Origin of the sequence: Halorubrum sp. C191 (assembly GCF_002727095.1) — an archaeon.
Taxonomy (GTDB): domain Archaea; phylum Halobacteriota; class Halobacteria; order Halobacteriales; family Haloferacaceae; genus Halorubrum; species Halorubrum ezzemoulense.
On record NZ_NHNZ01000032.1, the window covers coordinates 1 to 19,739 of the forward strand.

At 70.0% G+C, this 19,739-nt stretch carries 20 protein-coding genes and 1 pseudogene; 13 read left to right on the forward strand and 8 right to left on the reverse strand.

The genetic code is table 11. The features are described 5' to 3' along the window. The 3 genes and pseudogenes from Z052_RS02525 to Z052_RS02535 all read right to left on the reverse strand — a co-directional run. Positions 1–128: pseudogene (locus Z052_RS02525) on the reverse strand (IS110 family transposase); the annotation flags it as partial. Between the two features lie 696 nt (positions 129–824). Beyond that, positions 825–1,124 carry a DUF5789 family protein gene (locus Z052_RS02530; protein WP_049931770.1) on the reverse strand — a complete coding sequence of 100 codons (300 nt, stop codon included), beginning with the start codon at positions 1,122–1,124 and terminating at the stop codon, positions 825–827. 270 nt (positions 1,125–1,394) lie between these two features. Further along, positions 1,395–2,555 (reverse strand): Xaa-Pro peptidase family protein, encoded by a 1,161-nt coding sequence (locus Z052_RS02535; RefSeq protein WP_099288751.1) that lies wholly within the window; start codon positions 2,553–2,555, stop codon positions 1,395–1,397. 93 nt (positions 2,556–2,648) lie between these two features. Between Z052_RS02535 and Z052_RS20390 the strand changes: the two genes are divergently transcribed. Next, positions 2,649–2,819, forward strand: a complete 171-nt coding sequence (locus Z052_RS20390; RefSeq protein WP_167373102.1) for a hypothetical protein — start codon at positions 2,649–2,651, stop codon at positions 2,817–2,819. A gap of 91 nt (positions 2,820–2,910) precedes the next feature. Beyond that, a complete protein-coding gene (locus tag Z052_RS02540) occupies positions 2,911–3,141 on the forward strand; it encodes a hypothetical protein (RefSeq protein WP_094580245.1) in 231 nt (76 codons plus the stop codon). Between the two features lie 45 nt (positions 3,142–3,186). Here the strand turns inward: Z052_RS02540 and Z052_RS02545 are convergent, their stop codons facing one another. Both Z052_RS02545 and Z052_RS02550 read right to left on the reverse strand, forming a co-directional pair. Then, entirely contained in the window at positions 3,187–3,540 is a 354-nt protein-coding gene (locus Z052_RS02545; RefSeq protein WP_099288752.1) for a VOC family protein, read from the reverse strand. Positions 3,541–3,566: 26 nt separating this feature from the next. Continuing rightward, a complete protein-coding gene (locus Z052_RS02550) occupies positions 3,567–4,955 on the reverse strand; it encodes a tRNA(Ile)(2)-agmatinylcytidine synthase (RefSeq protein WP_094495450.1) in 1,389 nt (462 codons plus the stop codon). 197 nt (positions 4,956–5,152) lie between these two features. Between Z052_RS02550 and Z052_RS02555 the strand changes: the two genes are divergently transcribed. Beyond that, the gene (locus Z052_RS02555; RefSeq protein WP_049931780.1) at positions 5,153–6,124 is read left to right on the forward strand and encodes a transcriptional regulator; all 972 of its coding nucleotides are present in this window, start codon (positions 5,153–5,155) and stop codon (positions 6,122–6,124) included. Positions 6,125–6,142: 18 nt separating this feature from the next. Here the strand turns inward: Z052_RS02555 and Z052_RS02560 are convergent, their stop codons facing one another. Then, positions 6,143–7,786 carry a P-loop NTPase gene (locus Z052_RS02560; protein ID WP_094519945.1) on the reverse strand — a complete coding sequence of 548 codons (1,644 nt, stop codon included), beginning with the start codon at positions 7,784–7,786 and terminating at the stop codon, positions 6,143–6,145. Between the two features lie 167 nt (positions 7,787–7,953). Between Z052_RS02560 and ahaH the strand changes: the two genes are divergently transcribed. The 10 genes from ahaH to Z052_RS02610 all read left to right on the forward strand — a co-directional run bounded on the left by ahaH (position 7,954) and on the right by Z052_RS02610 (position 17,501). After that, positions 7,954–8,310 (forward strand): ATP synthase archaeal subunit H, encoded by a 357-nt coding sequence (gene ahaH / locus Z052_RS02565; RefSeq protein ID WP_049931783.1) that lies wholly within the window; start codon positions 7,954–7,956, stop codon positions 8,308–8,310. A gap of 4 nt (positions 8,311–8,314) precedes the next feature. Then, positions 8,315–10,528 (forward strand): V-type ATP synthase subunit I, encoded by a 2,214-nt coding sequence (locus tag Z052_RS02570; RefSeq protein ID WP_094519947.1) that lies wholly within the window; start codon positions 8,315–8,317, stop codon positions 10,526–10,528. Positions 10,529–10,730: 202 nt separating this feature from the next. Continuing rightward, the gene (locus tag Z052_RS02575) at positions 10,731–10,982 is read left to right on the forward strand and encodes an ATP synthase subunit K (protein WP_049931785.1); all 252 of its coding nucleotides are present in this window, start codon (positions 10,731–10,733) and stop codon (positions 10,980–10,982) included. Between the two features lie 21 nt (positions 10,983–11,003). After that, positions 11,004–11,582 (forward strand): V-type ATP synthase subunit E, encoded by a 579-nt coding sequence (locus Z052_RS02580; RefSeq protein ID WP_049931787.1) that lies wholly within the window; start codon positions 11,004–11,006, stop codon positions 11,580–11,582. Then, on the forward strand, positions 11,579–12,625 hold the full coding sequence (locus Z052_RS02585) for a V-type ATP synthase subunit C (RefSeq protein WP_049931788.1): 1,047 nt from the start codon (positions 11,579–11,581) through the stop codon (positions 12,623–12,625). Before Z052_RS02580 ends, Z052_RS02585 begins: the two co-directional genes overlap by 4 nt. After that, positions 12,622–12,951 carry a V-type ATP synthase subunit F gene (locus tag Z052_RS02590; RefSeq protein WP_006629423.1) on the forward strand — a complete coding sequence of 110 codons (330 nt, stop codon included), beginning with the start codon at positions 12,622–12,624 and terminating at the stop codon, positions 12,949–12,951. Before Z052_RS02585 ends, Z052_RS02590 begins: the two co-directional genes overlap by 4 nt. A 1-nt stretch (position 12,952) precedes the next feature. Next, on the forward strand, positions 12,953–14,716 hold the full coding sequence (locus Z052_RS02595) for an ATP synthase subunit A (RefSeq protein WP_049931790.1): 1,764 nt from the start codon (positions 12,953–12,955) through the stop codon (positions 14,714–14,716). A 2-nt stretch (positions 14,717–14,718) separates the two neighbouring features. Continuing rightward, positions 14,719–16,143: a V-type ATP synthase subunit B gene (locus tag Z052_RS02600; RefSeq protein ID WP_049931791.1), complete on the forward strand. Its 1,425-nt coding sequence runs from the start codon at positions 14,719–14,721 to the stop codon at positions 16,141–16,143. A 153-nt stretch (positions 16,144–16,296) separates the two neighbouring features. Beyond that, on the forward strand, positions 16,297–16,995 hold the full coding sequence (locus Z052_RS02605) for a V-type ATP synthase subunit D (RefSeq protein ID WP_094520634.1): 699 nt from the start codon (positions 16,297–16,299) through the stop codon (positions 16,993–16,995). A gap of 116 nt (positions 16,996–17,111) precedes the next feature. Further along, complete coding sequence (locus Z052_RS02610; RefSeq protein ID WP_094495448.1) at positions 17,112–17,501, forward strand: DUF6276 family protein; 390 nt, start codon at positions 17,112–17,114, stop codon at positions 17,499–17,501. A gap of 230 nt (positions 17,502–17,731) precedes the next feature. On the opposite strand, the gene Z052_RS02615 is transcribed toward Z052_RS02610, so the two are convergent. Beyond that, positions 17,732–18,085, reverse strand: a complete 354-nt coding sequence (locus tag Z052_RS02615) for a hypothetical protein (RefSeq protein ID WP_049931797.1) — start codon at positions 18,083–18,085, stop codon at positions 17,732–17,734. Positions 18,086–18,177: 92 nt separating this feature from the next. Further along, entirely contained in the window at positions 18,178–19,683 is a 1,506-nt protein-coding gene (locus tag Z052_RS02620) for a stage II sporulation protein M (RefSeq protein WP_099288753.1), read from the reverse strand. Positions 19,684–19,739: the final 56 nt, after the last annotated feature.

Here is a 19,739-nt window from a genome sequence, read left to right on the forward strand (position 1 = left end):
CCGGCGTACCGCTGGGCGAGGTCGTCGAGGTTCGCGTTCTCGACGCGAACCTCTTCGACGATCTTCCCAGCCTCATCCATTACTGCCACCTGTGCGTACCGTTTGTGGACGTCGATTCCGAGGTACATGGTTGGTTCACCCGGGACGCCAGTGCGTGAAGCAGAGATTCACCTATTCGGGCTTTCCCGGATGCCGCGGGGCGCGGCATCCGGGCTGTAGCGCCCATGACTCGGCTTCTTTCGCACACGGACCAGTCAACAGAACGTGCTCTATGGCACGAAATCCAGGTCGGTCTCTTGCGCCCCATATCTTGTTTCACGCTCTGCTAGGGTAGCAGCGTTTCCATCGAGTCAACAGAGCCAAATAGCCGATTTCAAACCGGTGGCGAACACCTCCAAAGCCCCAGCCGCTTACTTATAAATAGTTGATTGCTGATCGACCGATGAAACCACCAAAGTCCCCGTCGCTCGTTTATAAATAACTGACTGTGGATCGACAGCGAACACTTCTAAAGCCCCGGTCGTGAGGGCGGCGTACGCTCGCTGCGCTCCTCACTCGGTCGCTCACTTCGTTCGCTCCCTCGTTTCGGTGCTTACGTCGTCTACGCCGCCCTCACAACTGCCCCTTTGAGTCCCAGCCCGACCGCGACCGCCCCGCACCTCACGCCTCCCCAGCCTCGTCGGCCTCCCTCTGGTCGGCCGACTCCCTCGCGCGTGCTGGCTCGCGGCCTATCGACCGCTCGCAGGCGCGCGCCGATCGCCAATTTATGGGCGTCCCTCCTCGTCTCAGCTGCTGTTTATAAATAGGTTCGGCGCGCTCGACGCCTACTCGGTCGCGACCGGGCCGCGGCCGACGACGTCCTCGACCGCCTGGACGAAGTCGCTCCGGCTCTCGAAGAGGGGGACCTCGCTCTCCGCGAGCACCTCGTCGAGTTCTCGGGGGCCGTCCGGCGTCCGGAGTTCGGCGTCGCCCTCCTGTTCGCGGACGTCGCTGCGCGTCGCGGGCCAGGTGAGCCGCGACGCCACGCGGGCGACCGGCTCGCCGGCCACGTCCGGCCCGTCGCCGAGTTCGACGGCCGGCTCCGCTTCCGCCTCCTCGTCTTCGTCCGCATCGGTGTCGCTCATGCCCCGCGGTTCCGCTCGGGCGACACTAATGGTTTCGATGCCGCTCGGGCCGCGCGGGGACGGTCCGCGCGTTCGGTCCGCCGGGTGAAATACACCGAAATAATTCGGTGATACTGTTATGTTATCCGGCCGTAATTTCCGGTTGGGGGAACAGCACACGACTCCCGAATCTGCGATTCGACGCTCGCAGCGCCTGTCGCTGCGCTTTTCCGACGCGTTCACCCTGACGACGAGGTGTTCCGCCGCCGGCAGCCGGGACACCCTCGCCCGTCACTCCCAGCCGCGGTCGGTCCGGTTCAACCGCTCGCAGCCGTCCTCGGTGACGACCACGAGGTCCTCGATCCGGCAGCCGAACCGTCCGTCGAGATAGATCCCGGGCTCGACGGAACACACCATTCCCGGCTCCAACTGGCGGTCGTTTCCGGCGACGAGATACGGCTCCTCGTGGACGTCCAAGCCCACACCGTGGCCCGTCCGGTGGACGAACGCGTCGCCGTACCCGCCCGCCTCGATCACCTCCCGCGCCGCGCGGTCGACGGCGGACGCGGGGACGCCGGGCACGACCGCCTCGACCGCGGCCGCCTGCGCCTCGCGCACGACCTCGTGGACCTCGGCGTACGCCTCGTCTGGCTCCTCGCCGAAGACGAGGGTCCGCGTTTGGTCGGACGGGTAGCCGTCGACGCGCGTCCCGAAGTCGAGGACGACCGGCTCGCCCGCGCCTATCTCCCGGTCGCCGTGGCCGTGGTGGGGTTTCGCGCCGTTCTCGCCCGCCGCGACGACCGTCTCGAAGCTGACGCCGCGGCCCCCGCGCTCGGCGAGTCGGTCCGCGATCCACTCGGCGAGCGCGGCCTCCGTCATGCCCACCGCGTCCGGGCCCAGTTCCCGGAGGTCGCCGACGACCGCGTCCGCGACCCCCGCGGCCTTCCGCAGCGCCGCCACCTCGGCCTCGTCCTTCCGGACCCGGAGGTCGGCGAGCGCCTCGCTCGCAAGCCCCCACGTCGCGTCGGGGGCCGCCGCCCGGAGGTCCTGCGAGAACCGCGCCCACATGGTGTCATCGACGAGGAGCCGCCCGCCGTCGAGCCCCCGGTCCGCGAGCAGCTCGCGCGTCGCCGCGACCGGGTCCTCGCCGTCGGCCCACGTCCGGACCTCACTGACGGTCGTCGCCTCGCGGACCTGCGTCTCGTACAGCGCCGGCACGAGCAGCGCCGGCTCCGGGTCGGCGGCGCCCGCCGCCGGCACGACGAGGAAGAAGTGTCGCTCGCCCGGCTCTTCGGCGAAGCCGGTGAGGTATTCGAGGTTGCGGCTCGGGAACGCGACCAGTCCGGCCGCGTCGACCGCGTCCAACCGGCGCGCGGTCCGCCCGCGTCGTCGCTCGTGCGGGCGGGTCGACCCCTCCGCTCCCGCCCCGCCCGCGTGTGCGTCGTCGGTCACGCGCCGACGTTCGGACTCGGTATATAAGTAGGGTGGCGTTGACGGGGCAGCAAGCGGCGCATAACTACTGGTGAGCGGTTGTTACGTGATACCATGTCGACCGAGAACGCGGCGACGTTCGACTGCCCCGAGTGCGACGTGAGCGCGCCCTCGACGTCGGTCCCGTACGACTCGCTCGGCTACGTCGTCTGCCCGGTGTGCGGCTACGCGGCCACGCCGGAGCGGTCGTCGAGCGCGGACCGCTCGCCGAGCGCGGGCGACTGACTCGCGGGGACACAGGCCTCGAAGTCGGGAGGCACCCGCGCGACCGCCTCGGAACCGCACCGCTTTAGCCGCGGGGCGCGTCGGGTCCGATATGGGCTGGTCGCTGGAGCGCGACGACGGCACGGTCACCGAGTGGGAGCGATCGGACGGGTACGCGACCGTCAGGCTCCGGGAACGAACCGACGGGGAGTTCGTCGTCCGCCTCGACGTGATGGAGCAGGCGGCCGACGACTCCGCCTACGAGCGGGAGCGGTTCAACGACCGCGATGCCGCCGAGGAGCGCGCGGTGGCGTGGCGCGACGCCCGCGATCTCGACGACTGACGCTGGCCGCTCCGACAACCGAGGGCGGTTCGCCTGCTCTCCAACTTACTCGATGTCGACTTCCTCGTCGAGAAACACCTGACACTCGACGGTCCGGCCCTCGGGGTCCTCGGCGAAACACTGGTAGATGTCGTACGTCTCGTTCTCACGCGGCGGCGTCACGACCGCGTCGCCGAGCCGCTCGCTCGCGGCGTCGACCGCGTCACGGTCCGGGTAGACGAACGTGAGGATGCCGCAGTCGTCGACCTCGTCGCGCTCGCAGAACCCGAACAGGAAGCCGCCGAACGCCAGGATCGTACAGTCGGGCTGTTCGACCCGCACCGTCGCGCCCAGTCGCTCGCGGTAGAACTCGACGACCACCTCGCGCCGCTCCGTCGCGTGGAAGACGATTCCGGTCACGTCGGCCCGCTCGCGCGGCGAGCACTTTATCGCTCCGGGTGGGTCGGCGCGTCGAACCCGCCCCGGACGAGTGGCTTCGCGACGTGTCGGCGCGCGCTCGGCGGGACCTCGTACCAGCCGGCCTCGAGGTCGCGCTCGATCGGCTCCGCGACCTTCCCCGGCGCCTCAGTCCCGCAGTCGCGGCACCGGTACCCCTGATCGCTCCCGGCCGACGACATCGAGCGACCGCAGTCCGGGCAGGTCGGCACCGCGGGCGCGGTCCGGACGAGGTCGCGGACGGCGAACTTCTCCAGCTTCAGGGTGCTCGCCGGCTCGTCCGCGTTGTCCCGGACCTCGTGCTCGCCGCAGAGCGTGACCCGGTCGCCGGGGCGGAGCGCCCGGACGCGGTCGCGGAACCGGCCCGTCGGGGCGAACGCGACGGCGCGGAGGCGGTCGGCGTCGGTCTCACCGTCCGACTCCACTCCGGCGGCGTCGCTCGCGACATCGACGTGGACGTGGCCACCCCGCTTCGTCTCCGGCGCGCTCGCCACCGCGCCGGCGACCCGATAGCCCGCGCCGTCGCGGAGGTCGCCGATCCGGCTGGGTGCGAGGTGGGCGTCGGTGCCCTGGTTCGTCAGGAACGTCGCGGCCCGCTCGGTCGGCTCGCCGTCGACGGCGGCCGCCACCGCTCGACACGCGGCCGCGTCGTCCCCCCGGATCCCGTAGAGGATCGGGCCGGGCGCGTTCGGCACGCAGACGGTCTTCCCCGTGCCGCGGTCGACCGTGTCCCACACCGCCGGATACCCCTCGTCGGCGGCGGCGAAGACGCTCTCGGCGTCGACCTCGCGGGGCGTCCCGCAGCGGTCGAGTTCGCGGTAGGTGATGCGCTCGAACGTCCAGTCGTCGAACGCGGCCGGCGCGCCGACCGCGGCGAGCGCGCCGATCCGCCCCCGGCCAGCGACCGCGTCCGATTCGCCCGCGCCGCCCGCCGACCCGACCGCGACGTGTCGGAACCCGTGTTCGTCGGCCAGCCCGACGGCCTCGGCGACCGAGAGCCGCTCGCGGAGCGCGCGCCGCGCGAACGCGGCCACCGCGTCGGGGATCGGCGTTCCGGTCGGATCGAAGGGGTCGCCGGCGACGTCGAGGTCCGCGACCACTACGCCGGGCGAGGTACGCGGGTCCGCGGCCGCGGCGAACGCTTCGACCGCCTCCGCCGCGACCGACGCGGCCGACTCCGCGTCCGTCCCGGTGACGTGGAGCGCGACCGCGGCGTTCCCGCGTGTCTTGTGTTTCACGGCCGGATTGAGGCGGACGAGCAGCCGGCGCCGGACCCGAGCCCCGGCGTCAGCGAGGCGCTCCGCGATCTGCGTCGCCACGTAGGTCGTACACATCCCGCGCTCGCGGGAGTCGGTGTCGTCGACGGCGACGATCGGCATGTCGCGACGTTCGCGTCGCCGAGGCAAGCCCCTTTCGAGGCCGGTCGAGGCTGCTCCGGGCCGGCTGAGGCGATACAGCGACCGCTCGGGTATATAACCGTTTCCCGCCGCGGGAGGAAGAAATCGCCCGCGGGCGGTGGGTTCGCCGGCGAACGGGCGACACAACGCATATATACGGCGAGACGCTTGTTCCGGCTATGTCCCGGACTGCGCTCATCGGGAACGTCACCGCGATGCTGGAGGACGCAGGGTTCCTCGTCAGCGACCGGTGTGCGGTCCGGCCCAAGAGCTTCGACGTGGCGGCCCGCCGTAACGAGGACCTCCTCCTCCTGAAGATCCTCGGCAACGTCGACGCGCTCGACGCGGAGACCGGCGCGGAGATGCGCCGGCTCGGCGAGTACCTCAGGGGGACGCCGATGGTGATCGGGATCCGGACCCGCGACGAGGAACTGAAGCCCGGCGTCGTCTACTTCCGACACGGCGTCCCGGTTATCAACCCGGACACCGCCTACGACCTCTTCGTCGAGGGGATGCCGCCGCTCATCTACGCCGCCCCGGGCGGGCTGTACGTCAGCCTCGACGGCGACCTCCTCGCCGACGAGCGCGAGGAGCGCGGCTGGTCGCTCGGCCGGCTCGCGAACGAGCTGGGCGTCTCCCGGCGCACCGTCTCGAAGTACGAGGACGGGATGAACGCCTCCATCGAGGTGGCGATCCAGCTGGAGGAGCTGTTCGACCAGCCGTTCTCCAGCCCGGTCGACGTGCTCGACGGCGCGGACGAGGTCCGCGACTCGGAGCCGACGCCGTCGGCCCCCGAGGCCGACCCGGACGACGAGCACGTCCTCCACGTGCTGACGAGCGCCGGGTTCACGGTCCACCCGACCGCCCGCGCCCCGTTCAAGGCCGTCTCCGAGGACGAGGACAGCCCCGAGACGCGCGTGCTCACCGGCCACTCCGCGTTCACGGCCGCGGCCGAGAAGCGCGCCCGGATCATGTCCTCCATCGGCGAGGTCGCCCGGACCCGATCGGTGTACTTCACCGAGGAGAAGGAGAAGCGCGAATCGGTCGACGGCACCGCCTTGGTCTCCTGCGAGGAACTCGCCGACGTCACCGACCCCGAGCAGATCCGCGAGCTGATCCGCGACCGGGCCCGCGCTCCCTCGGAGGCCTGACGAGCCGCCGCGCTCCGCTCAGCGACCGAGTAGCCGACTGAAAAATCCGCCGTCGCCCTCTTCCTCCTCCTCGTCAGCGGACGACGCGTCGGCGTCGTCTGTCGCCTCTCTTCCGGCGTCGCCGTCCGGCTCGTCCTCGTCCGATAGCACGGTGTTCATCGTCCCGGTGTCGTCGTCGCGGAACGGGATGCTCCCCGCGAGTTCATCGTCGATGTCGTCCGCCGCCGGGTCGGCGCTCGTGGTCCCCTCGCCGTCCGCCTCTCCGCGCTCGGTGGCCGCCTCGCGTGCCGTCTCGTCCGCGTCGGGAATCGCGTCCGGCTCCTCCTCCGTCTCGGCCTCGGGGCCGGTGGCCTCGAGCTCGGCGGCCGCCCTCCCTCCAGCCATGGACTCGTCACCGGCGTCGGTTCCGCCGGCCTCGTCGTCGCTCGCCGCATCGCCGACGGCCTCGCGAGTCGGCTCGTCGTTCTCGACGGGCTCTTTCGGGTCGCCGCGGGCGTCGCGTGCTTCCCCGTCCGTATCGTCGCTCACGTCTCCGTCCGCGCCGTCGTCACCGCCTTCCTCCGTATCGTCGCCCACGTCTCCCTCCGCGTCGTCGCTCACCTTTTCGTCCGCGTCGCCGTCCGGCGGTTCGCTCTCGCTCGCGACGATGATGTCGTCGCCGTCGCCCGGCTCGGCCACGCCGCTCGCGTCGGGGTCCGCGACGATGATGTCTTCGTCCGACTCGGGCTCCGTGCCCTCGTCTTGGTCCGCCTCGGCCTCGGCGGCCGCGTCCCCATCCGTTTCCCCGGCAGCGTCCCGCTCGCTCACCTCGCTCGGGCCGCCGTCGTCCGCGTCGTCCGCCGCCGGTCCGTCGTCGACGATCACGGCGTCGTCGTCCGTCGCGGTCGGCTCGCCGTCGCCCTCTGCGTCGTCCGCCCCGGCTCCGCTCGCGGTGTCGGCCGCGGACCCGTCGAGTCCCGCCCCCTCCACCTCGGCGCCGGTCAGCGCTCGGGTCAGGTCGCGGTAGGCCCGCGTCGCCGGCGCGTCGGGCGCGGCCTCCGGCAGGGACCGGCCCGCCGCCGCGGCCCGGGCCACGGCCTCGTCTTCGGGGATCCGTCCGAGGACGGAAGCGTCGAGCAGCGCCGTGACGACCTCGTCGGCGTCGGCCGTCACGCGGGTGATCGCGGCGCCCGCGACCGTCCCGCCGAGTCGCTCCGTCAACTGCCGCGTCTTCTCGGTGTCGCCGAGGGCGCTCCGCTCCGGCGTCGAGACGAGCAGCGTCTCGTCGGCGATCGCGAGCGGGAGCGTGGAGTCGTGCGACAGTCCCGCGCCCGCATCGACGAACACGTAGTCGGCGCCGTCGAACGCCTCGACGACCCCGCGGAGCCTGGAGGGGTCCGCGGCCGCGTACGCGTCGAGGTCGGCCGCCCCCGGCACGACCCGCAGCCCGGACGGCCCCTCCCGGACCGCCGCCGCCGGGTCCGCGTCGCCGGCGAGTACATCGTGAATCGTGATCTCGCCGGGCGTCACCCCGACAGCGTCCGCGAGGTTCGCCATGCCGAGGTCGGCGTCGATCGCGACGACGTCGGCGCCCGAGTCCGCCAGCACCGTCGCCAGCGCGGCGGTCGTGGTGGTCTTCCCGACGCCACCCTTCGCCGACGCGACCGCATACACCGTTGCCATACGGTGACGGTCCGGCGACTGCTACTTAAATGTAGGCGGCGGCGCGCGACTGCGGCCGACGCGTTCGGCTCGAAGTACCGCCGAATCGCCTCAGAATCCGGTCGCACCCCCGCGGGCTTTCGCAAACACCTTATACGTCGCTTCTAGAGTTTCAGGCGATTAGTAGCATGGCGAGACCAGAGGTGCTCGAATCCATCAAGCAGGCCGAACGGGAGGCGGACGAGATCGTCGCGGAAGCGGAGTCCGACGCCGAAGAGCGCCTCGCCGAGGCTCGAGAGCGCGCGGACGAGATCCGCGCCGAGGCCGAGGAGGAGGCGGAGTCCGAGGCCCAAGAGCGGCTCGACACGGCCCGAGCGGAGATCGAGGAGCGGCGCGAGGAGATCCTCGAGTCGGGGCGTGCCGACCGCGACGAGCTCGAACGCGAGGCCCGCGACCGCGTGGAATCGGCCGTCGACTACGCCGTCGAGCGGTTCGAGGCGGCGGTTCACGAGCAGGCCGAGGAGGCGGTGGATGCTCAGGCCTGAGCAGATGAGCCGGGTGTCGGTGACGGGCTCGAAGCGCGTCATCGACGACGTCATCGAGGCGGCGTACGCCCACCACTCCCTGCACGTCACCGACTACGACGACCGGTACGAGGGGTTCGACCCCGGAACGTCGCTCGACGGGGCCGAGACCGTCAACGAGCGGCTCGTGACGGTTCGGTCGCTGGAGAGCATCCTCGACGTCGACGAGGACGACGCCGAGGTCGCGCGGTCGCTTGACGACGACGAGCTCGAAGCCGAGCTCGACCGTGTCCGCGACCGCGTCAACGAGCTCAACGACCGGCGCGACGAGCTACAGGGCGCGATCCGCGACCGACAGGAGGAGATCGACCGGATGGAGCCGTTCGCGGAGCTCGGGATCGACCTGGACTACCTGCGCGGCTACGACTCGGTCGAGGTCGTCGTCGGCGAGGCGAAACCCGCCGCCGTCGAGGCGGCGCTCGGGGACGCCGAGACGGTCGACGCCTTCGACGTGTTCGTCGGCGGCGACGTGCTCGCCATCGTCGCGAGGCCGACCGACGGCGACGCGGAGGGCGTCGTTCAGGACGCGCTCGTCGGCGTCGACATCGCGCTGCTCGACGTGCCGGACGCCGACGCGAGCCCGGAGGAGTACGTCGCGGAGCTGGAGGCCGAGCAGGCCGACCTCCGCGACGAGCTCGACGGCGTCAAAGCCGAGCTCGACTCGGTGAAGGAGGAGGCCGCGGGCTTCCTGCTGCGCGCCGAGGAGAAGCTCACGATCGAGGCCGAAAAGAAGGAGGCGCCGCTCTCGTTCGCGACCACCGAGAACGCGTTCGTCGCGGAGGGGTGGGTGCCGACCGAGTCGTACCCCGACTTCGAGGCGGCGGTCGTCGACGCGGTCGGCGACCACGTCGAGGTCGAGGAGCTCGAACGCGCCTCGTTCACCCCCGACGGCGACCACCACTCCGAGCCGGTCGACAGGAGTGGCGGCACCGAGTCGCCGTCGGCCGACGACGGCAGTGCGTCCGCCGAAACAGAAGCGGCGGTCGCTACCGACGGCGGCCACGCGGCGCACGGCACCGACGACCCGCCGGTCGTCCAGGACAACGGGAGCGCGGCCGGCCCCTTCGAACTGCTCGTCCAGGCGTTCGGGCGGCCGAAGTACTCCGAGTTCGACCCGACGCTGCTCGTGTTCCTCACGTTCCCGGCGATGTTCGGGTTCATGATCGGCGACGTGGGGTACGGCGTCCTGTACGCCGCCATCGGGTTCTTCATGTACTCCCGGTTCGACGGCGCGTTCCGCGAACTCGGCTCCGTCGCGATGTGGGCGGGCGGCTTCACGATACTGTTCGGGATCTACTTCGGCATCGACCTGTTCGGCTACCACGCCTACCAGCTGCTGCCGGGCGATGTCCACTGGCCCGTCGCCGGGAAGGGGCTCTCACCGGCCGACCTCGACTGGGGGCTCTCATTCCTCGTCGTCAGCGTGGTGTTCGGTATCGTTCACCTCAACATCGGCCACGTGCTCTCGTTCGTGAGCACGCTCCAGCAGCACGACGTGAAGCACGCGCTCTACGAGGCCGGCTCGTGGCTCCTGATCCTCAACGGCGCGTGGATCTGGATCTTCAGCCAGCACGTCCCCGGCCCGAAGCCCGACTTCCTGTTCGAGTCGGTGTCGCTCCTCACGTTCGGCACGGTCTCGTTCAGCGGCTTCCCGGTCGTCGTCGGTATCGCCGGCGCCGTCGCCGCGGGTCTTGGGCTCGTCCTGCTCGGGATCGGCGAGCCGCCGGAGCTCGCGGAGTTCCTCTCGCCCATCGTCAACGTCATCTCGTACGCCCGGATCATGGCCGTCCTGCTCGCGAAGGGCGGGATGGCGCTCGCGGTCAACCTGCTCGCGTTCGGTGCGTACATCGACAAGGGGGGCGAGGGGAGCTTCCACTTCATCTTCTCCGCGGAGCACCTCCATCACGTCCAGGAGACGCCGAGCGAGGAGCTGGTCTTCGCGGGGATCACCACCGCGTTTGACCCCGCCTCGATCGGTCTCATGGGCATCGTCGCCCTCGTGGGCGGCATCGTCGTGGCGCTCGTCGGCCACCTCGTCGTCTTGCTGCTCGGCGTCACGTCCGCCGGCATCCAGGCGGTCCGCCTCGAGTACGTGGAGTTCTTCGGGAACTTCTACGAGGGCGGCGGGCGGGCGTACCTCCCGTTCGGCCGCGACCGGAAGTACACCCGCGACGACTGACGGTCGACCCGACCGTCTGTCGTCCGCCGGTCTCGCCGCTTCGCAGCCGGTTGAAACGCGACGGTTCCGTCGGGTTTCGACGCGATAGCGTCCGCTCTCGCCTCCGTTCTTCCGTCTTCTGTCCGGTCGTTTTGGGAAGCTTTATGACTCCTCTGGGGGCAAATAGCAACCGTTCGGAGACGAGCAACCGCAACTACTACCAATGCTTGAAGCTACCAACGAACTCGGGAACCTCGTACTGTCGACTGGTGGAACGCTGACTGACCCCAACGCCGCGGCGGCGCTGGCCGTCGGGCTCGCGGCGCTGGGCGCGGGCTACGCGGAGCGCGGTATCGGGTCGGCCGCCGTCGGGGCGATGGCCGAGGACGACGACCTCTTCGTCAACGGGCTCATCCTGACCGTCCTTCCCGAGACGATCGTCATCCTCGCACTCGTCGTCGTCTTCATCGTCTAAGCGGTACTTCCTTCCACACCAATGAGTTTGGAAACCGTCGTTGAGGACGTCGAAGATGAGGCCCGCGCGCGTGCGGAGGAGATCCGCGAACAGGCCGAGGCGGAGGCCGACGAGATCGTCGCCGAGGCGGAGGCCGACGCGGAGCGCATCCGCGAGGAGCGACTCGCCGAGGTCGAAGACCAGATCGACCAAGAGCGCGAACAGACGCTCTCCTCGGCGAAGCTCGAGGCCAAACAGGAGCGGCTCGGCGCTCGACGTGACGTCTTGGAGGACGTCCACGACGACGTCGAAGCGGCCATCGCCGCCCTCGACGGCGACGATCGCCGCGAGCTCACCGAGGCCTTACTCGACGCGAGCCTCGCGGAGTTCGACGACGACGAGGCCGTCGCCGTCTACACCCGCGCCGAGGACGTCGACCTGCTCGAAGACCTCGTCGCGGACCGCAACGCCGAGGTCGACGGCGAGGTCGACTGCCTCGGCGGCGTCGTCGCGGAGAGCGACACCTCCCGCGTTCGCGTGAACAACACGTTCGACTCGGTCCTGGAGGCAGTCTGGGACGACGAGTTGAAGAACATCTCGGAGCGGCTGTTCGACCAATGAGCGCCGCCGGCAGCCCGAACCCCGAGTACGTCGTCGCGCGGGTTCGTGCCCGCCGCGGCAGCCTCTACGGGGACGAGGAGTACCGCAAGCTCACCCGGATGGGCCCGGCCGAGATCGCCCGGTTCATGGAGGAGTCGAGCTACGGCGAGGAGATCAACGCGCTCGGCAGCCGCCACGGCGGCGTGGACCTGATCGAGTACGCGCTGAACCGGAACCTCGCCGAGCAGTTCGACGCCATCCTCGACTGGAGCGAGGGGTCGCTGTACGACCTGATCGCCCGGTACCTCCGGAAGTTCGACGCCTGGAACGTGAAGACGGTCATCCGCGGCGTCTACACCGACGCGGAGCAGTCGGCCGTCGAGGTCGACCTGATCCGCGCCGGCGAGTTCGACGACCGCCGGATCCGTCGCCTGCTTGAGGCGGACTCGATCGACGGCGTGATCGAGGTCCTCGAAGACACGATCTACGGGGAGCCGCTGCGGGAGGCGTACGCCGAGTTCGAGGAGACGGACGTGCTGGTGCCCTTAGAGAACGCGGTCGACCGCGCGTTCTACGAGCGGCTCCTCTCCGGGCTCGGCGGCGACGAGCCGACCCGGCAGTACGAGTCGTTCCTGGTGGCGGAGGTCGACTTCCGGAACGCGACGAACGCGCTCCGTCTCGCCCGCTCTGGCGCCGACATCGACCCCGCCGCGTACTTCATCGAGGGGGGCGACCTGTTCACCCGCTCGTCGCTCGCGCGGCTGGCGCAGAACCTCGACGAACTGGTCGAGTACATCGGCGACAGCCAGTACGGCGAGGAGCTCGGGCCCGCGCTGCGCGAGCTCGAGGAGGCGGACAGCCTCATCGCGTTCGAACACGCGATCGACGGCGCGCTGCTGGCGTACGGCGACCGGCTCGGCACGATCCACCCGGTGTCGGTCACCCCGGTCATCTCGTACATCCTCGCGAAGGAGCGCGAGACGGAGAACATCCGGGCGATCGCCCGCGGCAAGGAGGCCGGCCTCTCGGCCGACGAGATCGAATCGGAGCTGGTGATAACATGAGCCAGGAGATAGCGGTCGTCGGCAGCCCGGAGTTCACGACCGGATTCCGCCTCGCCGGCGTTCGGGCGTTCGAGAACGTGCCGGACGACGAGAAGGACGAGAAGCTCGACGACGCCGTCGAGCGGACGCTCGACGACGAGGGCGTCGGCATCATCGTGATGCACGACGACGACCTCGACCACCTCTCGCGGGGGACCCGCGAGGCGGTCGAGGGCAGCATCGAACCGGTCCTCGTGACGCTCGGCGGCTCCGGCGCCGGGAGCGGCGGGCTGCGCGACCAGATCAAACGCGCCATCGGCATCGACCTGATGGAGGAAGACGACTAATATGAGCAAAGCAGACACAACCGACGCCGTCGAAGACAGCGGCGTCATCCAGAGCGTGAGCGGTCCGGTCGTGACCGCCCGCGATCTCAACGCCCGCATGAACGACGTCGTCTACGTCGGCGACGAAGGGCTCATGGGGGAAGTGATCGAGATCGAGGGCGACCTCACGACGGTTCAGGTGTACGAGGAGACCTCCGGCGTCGGCCCCGGCGAACCCGTCGAGAACACGGGCGAGCCGCTGTCGGTCGACCTCGGCCCGGGGATGCTGGACGCCATCTACGACGGCGTTCAGCGCCCCCTGGACGTGCTGGAGGGCAAGATGGGCAGTCCGTACCTCGACCGCGGGGTCGACGCGCCCGGCATCGACCTCGAGGAGGAGTGGGAGTTCGAGCCCGAGGTCGAGGCGGGCGACGTCGTCGAGCCCGGCGACATCGTCGGCGTCGTCGAGGAGACGGTCACCATCGACCACAAGGTCATGGTGCCGCCGGACTACGAGGGCGGCGAGGTCGTCGCCGCCGAGTCCGGATCCTTCGACGTCACCGAGACGGTCGTCGAGCTCGACAACGGCGAGGAGGTCTCGATGCACCAGGAGTGGCCGGTGCGCGAGGCGCGCCCCGCCAACGACAAGAAGACGCCCCGGACGCCGCTGGTGTCCGGCCAGCGCATCCTCGACGGACTCTTCCCCATCGCGAAGGGCGGGACGGCCGCGATCCCCGGCCCGTTCGGCTCCGGGAAGACGGTCACGCAGCACCAGCTCGCGAAGTACGCCGACGCGGACATCATCGTCTACGTCGGCTGCGGCGAGCGCGGCAACGAGATGACCGAGGTCATCGAGGACTTCCCCGAGCTCGAGGACCCGGCCAACGGCAACCCGCTGATGGCCCGCACCTCGCTCATCGCGAACACCTCGAACATGCCGGTCGCGGCGCGTGAGTCCTGTATCTACACCGGGATCACGATCGCCGAGTACTACCGCGACATGGGGTACGACGTGGCGCTGATGGCCGACTCCACCTCGCGGTGGGCGGAAGCGATGCGCGAGATCTCCTCCCGGCTGGAGGAGATGCCCGGCGAGGAGGGGTACCCCGCGTACCTCGCCGCCCGGCTCGCGCAGTTCTACGAGCGCGCCGGCTACTTCGAGAACATCAACGGGACGGAGGGCTCCGTCTCGGCGATCGGCGCGGTGTCGCCGCCCGGCGGCGACTTCTCCGAGCCGGTCACCCAGAACACGCTGCGGATCGTGAAGACGTTCTGGGCGCTCGACGCGGACTTGGCGGAGCGGCGCCACTTCCCGTCGATCAACTGGAACGAGTCCTACTCGCTGTACAAAGACCAGCTCGACCCTTGGTTCGAGGACGAGGTCGCCGACGACTGGGCGGAGCGCCGCCAGTGGGCGGTCGACGTGCTCGACGAAGAGACGGAGCTTCAGGAGATCGTCCAGCTCGTCGGGAAGGACGCCCTGCCCGACGACCAGCAGCTGACGCTGGAGGTCGCGCGCTACCTGCGCGAGGCGTACCTCCAGCAGAACGCGTTCCACCCGGTCGACACGTTCTGTCCGCCGGAGAAGACGTACCTGATGCTGACGACGATCCAGACGTTCAACGACGAGGCGTTCGACGCGCTCGACGCCGGCGTCCCGGTCGAGGAGATCATCGACATCGAGTCGGCCCCGCGGATTAACCGTATCGGCGTCCAAGAGGACTACGAGGAGTACGTCGAGGATCTCAAGTCGGAGATCACCGAGGAGCTCCGGAGCCTCTACTGACCATGAAAGAGTATCAAACCATCACCGAGATCAGCGGCCCCCTCGTGTACGCCGAGGTCGACGAGGCGATCGGCTACGACGAGATCGTCGAGATCGAGACGGCACAGGGCGAGACGCTGCGCGGACAGGTGCTCGAATCCTCGGAGGACGTGGTCGCGATCCAGGTCTTCGAGGGGACGAGCGGTATCGACAGAGACGCGTCCGTCCGCTTCCTTGGCGAGACGATGAAGATGCCCGTCACCGAGGACCTCCTCGGGCGGGTGCTCGACGGCTCCGGCCGCCCGATCGACGACGGCCCGGAGATCGTCCCCGAGGAGCGACAGGACATCGTCGGCGCGGCGATCAACCCGTACTCCCGGGAGTACCCCGAGGAGTTCATCGAGACGGGCGTCTCCGCCATCGACGGGATGAACACGCTCGTCCGCGGGCAGAAGCTCCCGATCTTCTCCAGCTCCGGCCAGCCGCACAGCGAGCTGGCGATGCAGATCGCCCGGCAGGCTAGCGTGCCGGAGGAGGAGGAAGGCGGCGACGACGAGGAGGGCTCCGAGTTCGCCGTCATCTTCGGCGCGATGGGGATCACCCAGGAGGAGGCGAACGAGTTCATGGAGGACTTCGAGCGCACCGGTGCGCTGGAGCGCTCCGTCGTCTTCATGAACCTCGCGGACGACCCCGCCGTCGAGCGGACGGTCACCCCGCGCATGGTGCTCACCACGGCCGAGTACCTCGCCTTCGAGAAGGACTACCACGTCCTCGTCATCCTGACGGACATGACCAACTACTGCGAGGCGCTCCGCGAGATCGGGGCGGCCCGCGAGGAGGTGCCCGGCCGCCGCGGGTACCCCGGGTACATGTACACCGACCTGGCGCAGCTGTACGAGCGCGCGGGCCGGATCAAGGGCCGCGAGGGCTCGGTCACGCAGATCCCGATCCTCACGATGCCGGGCGACGACGACACTCACCCGATCCCGGACCTGACCGGGTACATCACGGAGGGGCAGATCTACGTCGACCCCGACCTCAACAGCCAGGGCCTCCAGCCGCCGATCAACGTCCTCCCCAGCCTGTCGCGGCTGATGGACGACGGGATCGGCGAGGGGCTCACCCGCGCCGACCACGCCGACGTGAAAGACCAGATGTTCGCGGCGTACGCGGAAGGTGAGGACCTCCGCGACCTCGTGAACATCGTCGGTCGCGAGGCGCTGTCGGAGCTCGACAACAAGTACCTCGACTTCGCGGACGCGTTCGAGTCCGAGTTCATCGACCAGGGCTTCGAGACGAACCGCGACATCGACGAGACGCTCTCGATCGGCTGGGACCTCCTCTCGATGCTGCCGAAGGACGCCCTCAACCGGATCGACGAGGAGTTCATCGAGGAGCACTACCGCGAGGACGACTCCGAGCGCAAGGTCGTCGAAGCGGCCGACTGATCCGCCTCGACTCACCTTTTACCCGCGGTCGATACCCCTCGCCAGCGACCGCGCCGCGGTGACCGCGCTCGGGGGCCGATCCGCGGCGGCTGCCCGGCCGATCCGGCGCGTCTGAAAAGAATTAACCGCCTCGGAGCGGAACCTACCCTCAAGATGGCCAAGGACGTCAAACCGACGCGCAAGAACCTGATGGCGATCGAGGACCGCATCGAGCTCTCCGAGCGCGGTCACGACACGCTCGAACAGAAGCGCGACGGGCTCATCATGGAGTTCATGGACATCCTCGACCAGGCGCAGGACGTCCGGTCGGAGGTCTCCGAGAACTACGAGACGGCCCAGCGGAAGATCGACATGGCCCGGGCGATGGAGGGCGACGTGGCGGTCCGCGGCGCGGCCGCGGCGCTGAAAGAGCACCCGGAGATCACGACCCAGTCGAAGAACATCATGGGCGTCGTGGTCCCGCAGATCGAGTCCTCGAAGGTACAGAAGAGCCTCGACGAGCGCGGGTACGGGCTCCTCGGCTCCTCGGCGCGGATCGACGAGGCGGCCGACGCCTACGAGGAGCTGCTCGAGTCGATCATCCTCGCCGCCGAGGTGGAGACGGCGATGAAGAAGATGCTCACGGAGATCGAGACCACGAAGCGCCGCGTGAACGCCCTGGAGTTCACCCTGCTCCCGAGCCTCTACGAGAATCAGGAGTACATCGAGCAGAAGCTCGAAGAGCAGGAGCGCGAGGAGATATTCCGCATGAAGAAGATCAAAGCGAAGAAGGAGGAAGAGGAGGCCGCTGAGGAGGCCGAGGCCGCAGAGGTCGCGGCCGCGGAGACCGAGGAACCCGAGCCCGCCGACTGACCGTCCACCGCGCGTCGGCCGTTCTTTCTGTCGATCGCTCTGTCCGTTTTCCCTCGCCGCTCTCGCCGCACCGAAGACGGCCGCGTTTAAGTTTCGAGCGCCGCCTATCTCCGGTCGTGCCCTGTCCTCACTGCGACGCCGACGCCGTCGGGTTCGCCGTGCCGCCCCCGATCCGCGAGTACGCGCCGGCCGACGCGGTCGCGATCTGTACTCGGTGCCTGCGGGTCGTCCCGGCCGCGGAGGCGGGGGTCGCGGGCGACGCGCCCGTCGACCCGGACCTGTCGGTTATCGATCCTGCCTTCCCCTCCGGCGAGGCGGGCGTCGCGCTGGCGCTCTGCTGTGGCAAGCTGGAGTCGTTCGCGCTCAACCGTGCGGCGATCGAGGCGCTGATCGGCCACGCCGAGCGCGCCGGCGCCGACGCGTTCGCGTTCTTCGACCGGCTCGACGCACCTGACGCCGCGTTCGACCTCGACCGTCGGCGAACGGCGCTCCGCGACGCGATTTAGTACTGGTACGATTGGTCGCTTCTGTCGAACGGTGACGCCGACCGTAACTAAATCGTGGCGAGTACATCGGCAGCGAAACCCGCTAAAGCCCCGCGGCTGCCCTTTTGACTCCCGCCCCGCCCAGTACGGCACTACACAGCATCGCACACCTCCCCAGCCTCATCGGTGATTACGTACCGTCTCACTCACCGCCGTCTCGGTACTGACCGGGGCCTGTCCCGATCGTCCCGTCAGAGGTCGACGCCGTCCGGGTCGTTCCACTCGTCGTCCGCGTCGTCACCGTCGTCCGCCTCCGTCCCCGCCGGGCCGAGCCGCTCTTCGCCCTGCCGCGACTCGTGGACGGCGAAGCCGCCGGTCCGCTCGTCGCTCCCGCCGGCGTACGGGTCGGTGTCCGGGTCGTAGTCGCGCTCACCCCGCTCGAAGACGTACGCGAAGAAGCCGAACAGCGGGACGACGAACGAGATGAGCGCCCACTTGCGCGGGTCCATTCCGTACTTGGGCGCGTCGACGTACGCGTAGGCGGCGAAGCCGACGAGCCACATGAGCGGGACGCCGACGAGGATGACGGCGACGAGCGGTCGCATACCGACGCTTCGCCCGCGCGGTAATAAGGCTGCGGGCGGGCCGGCGCCTCTCCGGCCGGACGCCCGCAGACGGGTCGCCGCTCGGTCGCGAGCTAGAGGAACGGCCGCCAGTAGTACGGACTGACGAACCCCTCGATAACGGCGGCGACGGTGATCAGAATCCCGATCCCGACGGTCACCCAGAACGCTGTCTCCAAGGCGTCGGCGAACCGCTCGCGGCTCGCGCGGCCGCGAAACGTCCGCCACGAGACCGCGCCGAGGCGGACGCCGAGCGCGCCGGAGACGACGAGCGCGGGGATCTCGAAGATCCCGTGCGGGACCACGAACGCGACGAGCGCGGAGAGGTTCTCCTCCAAGGCCGCGGTGGCGCCGAGCGCGAGGCCGTTGAACGCGAGCGACGAGAGCGCGGGGAGGGCAAGCCCGACGCCCGAGAAGGCGGTCGCGATCGCGACCCCCCAGTTGTTCCCGAAGTACGTCAGCGCCGCTACGGGCGGGATCTGTCCGGCGATCCGACCCTCGATCGAGGTCGGGGCCATCTCCGCGAACGGCGCGGCGGCGACCCACCCGAGCGCGCCGAACCCGACGGCCACTCCGAGCGCGAGCGCGTGGGAGCCCGGCGTCGACCGGACGAACCCGCGCAGCTCCCGCCACCCGCGTCGGAGGCCGCCGCCGAGCTGGGCCCGGAGGCCCGCCTCCGTCGGCGAGAGGGGGTCGACCGTCCCGCGGTAGTCGCCGTAGAGGACCGTCTTCAGCAGGTCGAGCGCGGGCGCGACGACGACGGCGCTGGCGAGCGCGACGACGGGGCCCCCGCCGACGAACGCGATCCCGGAGGCGACCGACGCGACGACGACCAGCGCGCCGATCGCGACCACGAGGTACGCGGCGGCGTCGACGGGGTTCGAGCGAACGAAGCCGCCGGCGCCCTCGACCCCGGCGACGACGCCGGCGTCGTCGACGACGACGGCCGCGGGCGCGAACGCGAAGAGGATCCGAACGAGCGCGAGGGCAACGAAGCCGGCGAGCAGGGCGCCGATCGCCACCGCCGCCCCGAGGAACGGGTTCGCGAGGAACGCCGCGCCGACCGCGATCAATCCGAGCGCGACCACGCCGATCCACAGGATGAGTTCGGCGACGTACAGCCCGAGGAACGTGAGCCACCGGGATCGGGCGCCCGCGATCCCGGCGACGAGCCCGCGGTCGTCGCGGAGGCTCGCGGCGACCGCCGAGAGCTGGCCGGCCGAGACGACGGCGTACGCGAGGACCGAGAGGGCGACCGCGAGGAGGACGCCCCCGGCGAAGAGGACCACGACGGTCGGCGTGAGCAGCGGTTCGAACGCGGGGCCCAACCCCTCGGCCCACGCCTGAAGCGCCTCGGGGTCCTGCGTCTCCGGCGGCGGCTCGACCCCGGCGAGCGAGTCGCGGGCCGCGGCGAGGCGGCCGTTCAGTTCGAGGTGGAGGTAGATCCCCGCGAGCGCCGCGAACGGGCCGAGCCGAGCGATCGCCGGCACCGCGGTGCCGAGGAGGTAAAAGGGGAGGACGTCGGCGGGGCGTCGACGGAGGGTCGCAGTCGTTGCCGTGACGGCGGCGGAGAGGTCCATACGGTCGGTTCGGTCGTCCGCAACTTAAAAACGGGAGTCCGGACGGGGGAGCGGTT